This is a genomic window from uncultured Chryseobacterium sp., assembly GCF_913776365.1.
GTDB lineage: Bacteria > Bacteroidota > Bacteroidia > Flavobacteriales > Weeksellaceae > Chryseobacterium.
Map to the genome: position 1 here is coordinate 1 of NZ_CAJYMO010000071.1, position 9,556 is coordinate 9,556.

The following is a 9,556-nucleotide window of genomic DNA, read 5'->3' on the forward strand; positions in this document are numbered from 1 at the left end:
CCAGTTCGTCTTTTACGCCGTTTCCGATGTTGTAGGCTCTCCTGTACCAGACCGCGGCTATATCGTCAAGCCTGTGCTGCTGATCCGCCGTTTCCAGCACAGTGATCCATTTTCCGTCTTCAAAAGTTGTGGAAAGCTTATTCTGCAGAGGATACAGGTCTACATCGAAACGTATCACTTCGCAGTTGTTCCGGTCGATATATTCGGTTACTTTTTCAATGGAGAAATTATCTCCGGTATGGGTAATGATTAAGATTTTATTCATGGATTGGTATTCTTTTGATAAGTTGATCGGCAATTCTCTGGGCTATGGGAAAATCCAGGTATTTCTGCAGCATGCCCCATTCTCCCTGCGGGTTGACTTCCAGGAAGTAATATGCCCCGTCCTTTCCTCTGATCATATCGATGGCCCCGAGGTACAGGTTCATTTCCTTCATCATTCCGCTCAGGCCTTCTTCAACAGATTCCGGAAGATCATATTCAGACCAGGAATATCCTTCACGGGCCACACGCCAGTCGGTATGCTCGCTGTTGTTGATTTTCCCGGTAAAGAAGGTCCCGTCCACATAGACAATCCTGAGTTCGTATGCTTTTTCGATATAGGGCTGAAAAATCATCGGACAATAGGCAATATCTTCTATATTTCCCAGAGAGTCATGGTCAATGATATGAGTCGAGAGGAAATTTTCCCCGTTCATCGATTTTGTGAGCGAACCGTGAAGCTTGGCTACCATTTTTCCGTTGCATTCCCGGTGAAAGAAGTCAGTAACTTTTCCTGCATCATTGGAGAAAAGGGTTTCCGGAACTTTCAGTCCATGCTTACCTGCCATGTTCAGCTGGAGCATCTTATTGCCGTCTATTTTATTTTCAGCCTCCAAAGGATTGATCCAGGGAAGATGCTGCAGGGAGGTCAGGAGGTTATACCGGAGGCTGGAATATTCTTTCAGGAAAACAGGCCGGTAGCTTTCATCCATTTCTTCAGGGACCGTTATACGCCAGGATTTCCTGTGCCATACCGCAGTAATCTGTCCCGATTGTATGGTGTTCCCGGATTCATCAGTCAGCTCAAAACCTTTATCTGTGATGCTGATGTTCTGTTCATGATTCAGCCGGTCGGAATTCAGCCGGAAATACGGAATGTTTTTGGAGGCAAGGTGCCCGAAGAAAAGATCGATATTATAAAAATCCTGGGAGTGGGTGATGCAGAGAATCATGTGCCGATTTGTTAGAAAAAAAGGAAACTTAGCGTATAAGTTTCCTTTTCAGATGCTTGTGTTAACAGTTTCTGATCAATATTATACAGACTGTGAATCATCATCTCCGTCAGACGGATATTTCATAGTCTGTGCCATATCGTTGATTGGCTTGGTTACCGTATCTACGGTAGGCTTGGTAATGATACCTGTTCCGTCGCCTCCTTTAATTTTCTGAGGCTCACTGATTTGCTTTTCAAGGAAAGAAGCAAAAAACGGTTTTTTTTTGGAATTCTTGTTGTTCATACAATTTATTTTGGATTAAATGAATCAATAATATTATACTGCGTTGGCGTCTTCATCGCCGTCTGAAGGATATTTCATGGTAACATGGTCACTTCCCGGCTTGGTAATATTGTCGGCAAGTGCAGATGTAACACTGTCCTTTAGGGCACCTGTTGTGTTGTCCTGAAGAGCAGACGTTACCGTACCCGACCCGCCTTTTACTTTTTCGGGATCCTGTACCTGCTTTTCAAGGAAAGAAGCGAAAAAAGGTTTCTTTTTGGAATTTTCCATACAATTTTATTTTCGGATTAAAAATAGCTTCTGAGAAATTTAAAGTTCAGGCTCATAGCCTTCTTCGTCACTGTCTGAAGGGTATTTCATGCTTACCGTATCTTCGCCGGGTTTGGTCAGGCTGTCGGTTACGGGAGAAGTTGCGGCATCCTTAAGGACTCCGGTCGACGTCCCGTCTCCGCCTCTTACTTTCTGCGGTTCCTGTATCTGCTTCTCCAGAAAAGAAGCAAAAAAAGGCTTTTTAGAATTTTTATTTTTCATGATCCCCGTAGATTTAGGAATTAATCCAGGTCTTCAGCAGCATCGCTGTCGGAAGGATATCTCAGGGTTACGGCATCATAATTCGGAGCGGTAACATTGTCCTTAAGAACACCGGTTACATTATCTTCCGATGGCGTGGTAATAACACCCGATCCGCCTTTTACTTTTTCAGGATCCTGAATCTGCTTTTCCAGAAAAGAAGCGAAAAACGGTTTTTTTGATTTCTTGTTTTCCATAGTATTATTGTTTAATGATTTAGAGAGTCCTAAAGTATCAAAAAAAATTCACACAAGGAAGAATAAAAATGATTTTAATAAAATTTTAACAATTACATATCCATAACTCCATTATCTTACTGAATATTCAAAAACTGTTTTACGATAACAGCAAAATCCACAGGATTTTCAGCCTGCACCCAGTGGCCGGCATTTTTCACAGTAACAAATTCAGCCTTCGGGAACTGCTGGCAGATGGCAAAATGATCCTGCGGCAGGATGTAATTTGACCGGTCGCCGGCAATGAACAGGGTTTCGCCTCCGAAGACACCGAACCTGATAGCATTGGAAACAAACTGATTGTATTTTTCAGACAAAGTCTTAAGATTGAATCTCCAGTTCAGTTTCTTATCATCGTCCCAATAGAGGTTTTTGGTCAGGAACTGGATAGTAGACCGTTCCGGAATATACTGGCTCAGCACGGCCTCTACTTCACTTCTGGATTTTACGGTAGTGAAGTCCACAGTTTCAAGGGCCTTGATGATTCCCTGGTGATGCGGTGGATAGGCTTTTGGGGAAATATCCACCACGATCAGTTGAGCCACCTTTTCAGGATACTTTATCGCAAACTGCATAACGGCCTTTCCGCCCAGGGAATGCCCCAGGATATGGGCTTTCGCTATTCCGTAATGTTCCATATAGCGAAGGATATCGTCTGCCAGGTCATCATGTGACATCTCAGCAGAATGGAAACTTCTTCCGTGGTTCCTGAGATCGATGAGATGTACGGGAAGGAATTCTCCGAGGTCTTTGCCGAAGGTTCCCCAGTTATCCAGCATTCCGAACAATCCGTGGAATACCAGAAGCGGTGTTGACGAAAGGTTTTCGCCGAATATTTTTGAATTTAGGATTTGCATTGTTGATCAGGTTTTTCAGATGGAAGATCAATTGAATAAGCTGAAATTTCCCCTCCGGAAATTTCAGCATCTGTTTTTTAAGGTTATGGTATTATACACCGGAAAATGAAAAAGAGAAACGGGTCTGCAAAAGCAGCATTTTTTTCCGCTTCTGTCTTTTCATGGTGCGCCCTGATGGTGACAGGCAGAACGACAATACGATACTGAGGTACTGCCTGCATCCGGTATTTCTACCATTTTGCCAGCCTCTTCAGGTAGGCCTGGACTGTATTTTCGAGTCCCATGTATAAGGCTTCGGAAATCAGGGCGTGCCCGATGGAGACTTCCAGCAGGTTAGGGATGGTATCGGAAAAATATTTAAGATTTTCCAGGCTGAGGTCGTGGCCGGCATTAAGGCCCAGCCCGTGTTCGGCAGCGACTACAGCAGTCTCGTAATATGGCTTTATCGCCTGCTCTTTATCAGCTGTGTAGTATTTTGCATAGGCTTCGGTATACAGTTCGATACGGTCTGCCCCGGCTTTTGCGGCATATTCCACCAGTTCCGGCACCGGGTCCAGGAAAACGGAAGTCCGGATTCCGGCATTCCTGAATTCCGTAATAATCTCCGTCAGAAAATCCAGATGCCTGCGGGTATCCCAGCCTGCATTGGAGGTAATGGCATCATCTGCATCAGGAACCAGGGTTACCTGCTCCGGCTTCACTTCCAGTACCATATCGATAAACGGGCGGTGCGGATTGCCTTCAATATTGAATTCCGTAGTGACCAACGGCTTGAGATCATAAACGTCTTTTCTTGTGATATGCCTTTCATCGGGCCTCGGATGGATGGTAATCCCCTGTCCTCCGAATTCCTGAATCTTTACAGCCACTTCCGTTAAGCTGGGAGTTTCTCCTCCCCTTGCATTTCTCAACGTCGCGATCTTATTAATGTTTACACTAAGTTTTGTCATTTTTACTGATCATTTTTTGAAATACCGTTCTGACGGACCATGCATTCAGCGGGAATTCGGCAAGTACATTGAGCATACTCAGCACAAACAGCACCGTCAGGCCGGTTTGATAATTATACAGGTACAAAGCTATTGATAAAATCCAGATTGCTGAAACCAAAATGACTTTTTTTGGCCTTAATGCCTTTGCCCAGCCGATGACGGAGGTCTTTCAAACCAGCTCAGATAATGGTAGGTATATGCGAATGCAATAAATATCTGTACCTTAAGCACCATTAAGGCATAATTTATATTTGCTTTAAACAGAAAAACAAGCTGGCTGTTAATGAGCCTGAATCCCGTAGAAGTAAAAATCCTTTCAGAGCTTCTGCCTGCGGACACTGAAAATTCCACCGGAAGGATATAAATCAGGAAAGGCACTGATAAAAGCAACACAATGGTAATCAGGCTGTAAACATCCGGCAATTTATAATAGCCTGAAACCATAAACAGGGCAGTAATGCAGCGGTCCCAAAACCGCATAGGAGAATAGAAAAACGTCGAAAGGAAGAAGACAGGCCAGGGCAAAAGAAACCAGCAGCATCAGAAGGTTGATGATCTTGGTATTACCGGTCCTGCCGGCTGTACCGGTCTTTCCCGGGGACTCATTTCTATACTTTTACCTGCATTACTTCCAGGTCAAATTCCTTTGACGCTACCAGCAGGTGATCAAAGATGTCCGCCTGGATGGATTCGAAACGTACCCATTCGGTATCATTGGTGAATGAATAGATCTCAAGCGGCAATCCTTGCGGAGTGATATTCAGCTGCCGCACGATCAGCGGCCCTTCTTTGTCAAGTTCCGGGATTCTCTCAATGTATTTCTGGGCATAATACCGGAACACCCCGATATTGGTCAGCTGTTTCCCGTTGATGATCTCTTCTTTATGCTCCATATGTTCTTTCTGTTTCTTCAGCTCTATGGATTTCCGGTTGAGATAGTCTGAAATAAGATTGATGTTTTTCAGCCGTTCTATGTCTTCATCCGTAAGGAATTTGAAGGAGTTGATGTTAAAGTAGATGGCTTTTTTTATTCTTCTGGCATTGGTTTCCGAAATCACCTGCAGGTTTTTGATTTCGGTTGTCATCAGGTCATAGGTAGGAATCGTGGAGAATGTTTTATCAAAATTATTGATCCTGGTCGTTAAAAGGTTGATCTCTGCAATATTGCCTTCCAGGTTATATTTCGGGATGCTCACCCAGTCTCCCACCTTCAGGTTTTTCGAGGTAGCCACGTGGATCCCCGTAACAAACCCCAGAATCGTATCCCGGAACACCAGTACCAGAACGGCCGTAATGGCCCCGAGGCTGCCGACAATGGTTGTCCCTTTGATCCCGAAAATGACGCAGATTCCTACTACGGAGAAAATGAAAATCCCCAGAATTTTCACTGTTTCCGAAACGGCATTCAGGGCCATGATCTTGTAGAAATCCTGTTTAATGACAAAATAATTCCTGAAGGCAGTCAGTCCGCGGTACAGCATTCCTGCGAAAATCAGCACCATGGCCAGGTTCACAGACCTGTTGATAAAAATGGTGGTGTTTTTCAGGGCTCCTGCAAAGATCGACTCATGAATGCTTCCAATCACGACCAGGGCAAACAGATGCGCAATAGAATTGGTAATCCTTGATTCGTAGATGGAATTGATGATCGGGTATTTTTCTTTATTCTTGAAGAACCTGAAAATGCTGTTGATCATTACTTTGTAGATAAAATCCAGCACCAGGAAAATGAGGCAAAGCAGGATAATTTTCACGATGATATGGAATATCCAGTCCAGACCCGTCGGGGAAATCCGGCTGATATAGCGGTACAGCGGGTCGCTCAGTTCCTGCAGAAAGTCTTTGGTTTCTTCTAATCGGTCATTCATTAATACAAAATTATTAAATTAGGATGATTTCAGATACAATACTGCATCAATTTTCATCCCAAACTTACGTGCGGACCGCTATTGCCCAAAGGAAAAGATACAGTATTGGTACAGAAAATGCAGGTACAATTTACGGTTTTCAATAACAGACCACTTTTCCCTATCTTGCATAAAACAGAAAACAATGGATACAACTCTGATCAACCTTCTCTGCCTCGTCCTCCTATTTCTGGGGATTCTGGGAACTTTTTTACCCGTACTTCCGGGTCTCTTGCTCAGCATCTGCGGATTGCTGATTTATAAATTCGGAACGGATGCCGACCTGCCGATGTTTTACATCTGGGCTTTTGTGATTCTTACCGCGCTTTCAGTGGTGCTGAATTATGTAATTCCTGCCAAAACCAACCAGAAATACGGCGGAACCCGGTGGGGAAGCATAGGATCGGTAATCGGAACCATTATAGGAATTTTCCTGCCGATCCCGTTGGGTTTCCTGGTAGGGATGTTCGCCGGGGTATTTATCGGGGAGCTGCTTCATGACAGTAAGGATCTGAAAAAAGCTTTTAATTCAACCAAAGGGGCATTCATCGGGTTCATTTACGGAACCGGATTCAGCCTGGTGGTGGGAATTGCCATGTTCCTGGTAGTACTCCTTGATATGCTGGCTATCATTTAAACAAAAAACAAATACTATGCTTCATAAAATCATCATTTACAGTTCCGCTTTATTAACGTTTATAAACTGTACTTCACAGAAACAGCGCCGGACCGACGGGGAACAACTCAATACGGTTAACACAAAAGACATTACGCCTATGAGCAATACCCGTGAACAGCTGATTTACTTTAAGGAAGGAGAAAACAGATTTCTTAAAGACTACCAGATGAATATTACTTTCAAAGGTATATCCGAAGACAGCCGCTGTCCAAAAGGAGTCAACTGCATGTGGGCCGGTACAGCGGTGGCCCAGATAGAAATTATGGGAACCCATTCCAGGCCCATGACTGTGAATATCTCTACTGTTGACAACAAAAGCAGAAATTACAGCAGGATGGCAGAGTTTAATGGTTATACCATCGTCCTTGAGGATGTGGCACCATACCCTGAGTCTTCCCAAGGCACAAAAGCATTATCCGGAAAGTATACAATCGGAATCCGAATTCAGAAATCAGGGGAAAATGCTACCACGAAATAGGCTTCTTGCCTTTTGAAACCAGATATTCGTTAATTTTTGAGAAAGGCCGGCTGCCGAAAAATCCCCGGTGAACGGAAAACGGTGACGGATGCGCGGACTTCAGCACAAAATGTTTGGCCGGATTAATCAGTTCGGCCTTTTTCTGTGCGAAGGCACCCCATAATACAAAAACGACATTTTCTTTTTTATCTGATATTTCCCTGATGATGAAATCGGTAAATTTTTCCCATCCCAGGTCTTTGTGGGAATTTGGGGAATGAGCCCGTACCGTTAAAGTGGCATTGAGCATAAGGACGCCCTGTTTTCCCCAGTCATCCAGTTCTTTGGAAGTTCTTTCCACTCCGAGATCATCCTTCAGCTCGATGAAAATATTTTTCAGGGACGGCGGTGCTGCTACCTGCTCGGAAACGGAAAAGCAGAGCCCGTTGGCCTGGTAATCGTTATGGTAAGGATCCTGGCCGAGAATAACCACTTCAATATCGTCAAAAGGCGTAATCTCAAGAGCCCTGAAAATCTGGCTTTTCGGAGGAAATACTTTGGTAGTGGCATATTCCTGTTTTACTTTTTCCCACAGACCGGTAAAGTAAGGGGTATTTTTTATGGGTGCTAAAACGTCTGTCCAGGTCATGATCTAACATATTTTTTCATAAGATAAGCATAAACTATACCTTAAATATTTTTATTTTCTTTTCAATGAGATGATAAGTGATATAGGAAAGAAGTATTGAAAACAGGATCAGCAATGTACCATTGAGATTATACGAACTTACGATCCTGAGTTCCATTTTCTTAAATATAAAGTGGATGATATAGAGTGAATACGAGATATTCCCCAGGATATAAACCGGTTTTGATTCCAGGAGCCATTTTACGGCATTCCCGCTTTCGTTGTACAGGTTTTTGATCAGTATGGCAGAGAGCAGCGGAACAAAAAAGATTCCTTTTTCCACGGTAAGCGACAAAAAGAACACGGCTACCGTTCCGTACATCAGGAAGCTGCTTTTCCAGATCTTCGTATTGGCCAGCAGGGCAAAGGCCATCCCTATCAGATAACAGGATACTGTCCGGATAAGGGAATTTACTCCATAGGCAATGTCAAGATAATTATCGAACTGTACAGCTTCTCCCTGTTTATTTCCTGAAATATAAAGGTCAGGAAGGAAAAGGAGAAAATACCTTATGCATAGACCTGTTGCAATCAGCAGAACTGCGTTGATCCTGTACCGAATGACGGCATACAGCATAAAAGGAAAAATCAGGTAACAGATCCATTCCGTACTTAAAGACCAATATACTGAACTTAACATATAATTCGGGTTGAAAAAACACTGTATCAGTCCGGCATTGATGATAAAATCTGCTACGGAAGCCCTTTCCACGAAAAGGATAATGAAAATAAGGGAGAAAAAGTAAATGGGATAAATCCTGTTGACCCGTTTCTTATAGAAGATGTTTACCTTTTCCGTACTCAGCGTCCTGAATTTTTCAGAATAGGAAATGGTGAGCAGAAACGCACTCAGGACAAAGAAAATATCAACGGCCACATACCCTTTTTCAATCAGGAAATTAAATTTGATATAGATATAGTGGAAAAGGGTGATCCATAAGGCAGCAACACCTCTGAGCCCGGTCAGGGACTTGATTTCAGTTTTCATGGGTATTTTTTTTCATCATACGTAAACAGTAAAAAGACGGAAGGTAAAGTGATTTGTGTGCTGCAAATATAGAAAAAATTAAATTTCAATCCCCACTTGTTATTATTTATGAAAATTATTTAATAAAGTGGCCTGCAGCTGAACTTCCCATGTCAGACTATATACTGTTCATACAGCATAAACGTTACCTGCCGGGGATATTGATATTCATGTTTTCATATAGCATTCATTACAACTAATGGCAGCTATTAATGCTGAAATGATAAAAAACCAATCATTATAATCCTTGTAAACTGAAAACTTTATTTTCCGGAAAACCGTTGTCTTCCTCTGTTTTTTCCGGAATGAAACCCTGCTTTAATAAAAGGCGTTGCGAACGGTCATTCTCTTCTGTAGTAATGGCGAGAAGTGTATGCAGGGAAAGATGCTGGAAAGCAAAATCCACAACAGCTGCCAAAGCTTCTGACATCAGACCTTTTCTATGGTACTCCGGTAACAATTCATAGCCCACTTCGGCAACTTTCCGGTCTTCAGAAAAATTCCAGAGGCAGAGGGTACCGATGAGGCCCGGCCGGTCTTTCAGCGAAATCCCCCAGTAAAAGCTTTGCCCTTTTACCGCATTTTCTTTTACCGTTAAAATAAACTGCAGTGCCTCATAATTGTTTTTGGGGGAATTTCGCCGG

The 9,556-nt window shown here is 43.1% G+C and carries 14 protein-coding genes; 2 read left to right on the top strand and 12 right to left on the bottom strand.

Features of this window, described 5'->3' with window-relative positions; translation table 11 throughout:
• The 9 genes from QZ735_RS03610 to QZ735_RS03650 all read right to left on the bottom strand — a co-directional run.
• The coding region (locus tag QZ735_RS03610) for an MvdC/MvdD family ATP grasp protein (protein ID WP_367117827.1) at positions 1 to 265 on the bottom strand (265 nt) is incomplete at its 3' end.
• Positions 258 to 1,214, bottom strand: coding sequence for an MvdC/MvdD family ATP grasp protein (locus QZ735_RS03615; protein WP_294244314.1), 957 nt, complete (start codon positions 1,212 to 1,214; stop codon positions 258 to 260). The genes QZ735_RS03610 and QZ735_RS03615, both read right to left, overlap by 8 nt.
• A gap of 81 nt (positions 1,215 to 1,295) precedes the next feature.
• Complete coding sequence (locus QZ735_RS03620; protein ID WP_294244317.1) at positions 1,296 to 1,499, bottom strand: microviridin/marinostatin family tricyclic proteinase inhibitor; 204 nt, start codon at positions 1,497 to 1,499, stop codon at positions 1,296 to 1,298.
• A 33-nt stretch (positions 1,500 to 1,532) separates the two neighbouring features.
• Positions 1,533 to 1,769 carry a microviridin/marinostatin family tricyclic proteinase inhibitor gene (locus QZ735_RS03625; RefSeq protein ID WP_294244319.1) on the bottom strand — a complete coding sequence of 79 codons (237 nt, stop codon included), beginning with the start codon at positions 1,767 to 1,769 and terminating at the stop codon, positions 1,533 to 1,535.
• A 39-nt stretch (positions 1,770 to 1,808) separates the two neighbouring features.
• On the bottom strand, positions 1,809 to 2,030 hold the full coding sequence (locus QZ735_RS03630; RefSeq protein ID WP_294244321.1) for a microviridin/marinostatin family tricyclic proteinase inhibitor: 222 nt from the start codon (positions 2,028 to 2,030) through the stop codon (positions 1,809 to 1,811).
• A gap of 20 nt (positions 2,031 to 2,050) precedes the next feature.
• Positions 2,051 to 2,266 carry a microviridin/marinostatin family tricyclic proteinase inhibitor gene (locus tag QZ735_RS03635; RefSeq protein WP_294244323.1) on the bottom strand — a complete coding sequence of 72 codons (216 nt, stop codon included), beginning with the start codon at positions 2,264 to 2,266 and terminating at the stop codon, positions 2,051 to 2,053.
• A gap of 116 nt (positions 2,267 to 2,382) precedes the next feature.
• Entirely contained in the window at positions 2,383 to 3,162 is a 780-nt protein-coding gene (locus tag QZ735_RS03640; RefSeq protein WP_294244325.1) for an alpha/beta fold hydrolase, read from the bottom strand.
• Positions 3,163 to 3,392: 230 nt separating this feature from the next.
• Positions 3,393 to 4,112 carry a pyridoxine 5'-phosphate synthase gene (locus tag QZ735_RS03645; protein ID WP_294244327.1) on the bottom strand — a complete coding sequence of 240 codons (720 nt, stop codon included), beginning with the start codon at positions 4,110 to 4,112 and terminating at the stop codon, positions 3,393 to 3,395.
• A 650-nt stretch (positions 4,113 to 4,762) separates the two neighbouring features.
• Positions 4,763 to 6,022: a mechanosensitive ion channel domain-containing protein gene (locus QZ735_RS03650; protein ID WP_294244330.1), complete on the bottom strand. Its 1,260-nt coding sequence runs from the start codon at positions 6,020 to 6,022 to the stop codon at positions 4,763 to 4,765.
• A 184-nt stretch (positions 6,023 to 6,206) separates the two neighbouring features.
• On the opposite strand from QZ735_RS03650, the gene QZ735_RS03655 reads away from it, so the two are divergent.
• Together QZ735_RS03655 and QZ735_RS03660 are read left to right on the top strand one after the other, a co-directional pair.
• Positions 6,207 to 6,698, top strand: a complete 492-nt coding sequence (locus QZ735_RS03655; protein ID WP_294244333.1) for a DUF456 domain-containing protein — start codon at positions 6,207 to 6,209, stop codon at positions 6,696 to 6,698.
• A gap of 16 nt (positions 6,699 to 6,714) precedes the next feature.
• Entirely contained in the window at positions 6,715 to 7,218 is a 504-nt protein-coding gene (locus tag QZ735_RS03660; RefSeq protein ID WP_294244336.1) for a hypothetical protein, read from the top strand.
• Here the strand turns inward: QZ735_RS03660 and QZ735_RS03665 are convergent.
• The 3 genes from QZ735_RS03665 to QZ735_RS03675 all read right to left on the bottom strand — a co-directional run.
• On the bottom strand, positions 7,205 to 7,846 hold the full coding sequence (locus tag QZ735_RS03665) for a uracil-DNA glycosylase (protein WP_294244340.1): 642 nt from the start codon (positions 7,844 to 7,846) through the stop codon (positions 7,205 to 7,207). The genes QZ735_RS03660 and QZ735_RS03665 overlap by 14 nt on opposite strands.
• A gap of 34 nt (positions 7,847 to 7,880) precedes the next feature.
• On the bottom strand, positions 7,881 to 8,873 hold the full coding sequence (locus tag QZ735_RS03670; protein WP_294244342.1) for an acyltransferase: 993 nt from the start codon (positions 8,871 to 8,873) through the stop codon (positions 7,881 to 7,883).
• Positions 8,874 to 9,150: 277 nt separating this feature from the next.
• Positions 9,151 to 9,556 (bottom strand): GNAT family N-acetyltransferase (locus QZ735_RS03675; RefSeq protein WP_294244346.1); only part of this gene is annotated, 406 nt, incomplete at its 5' end.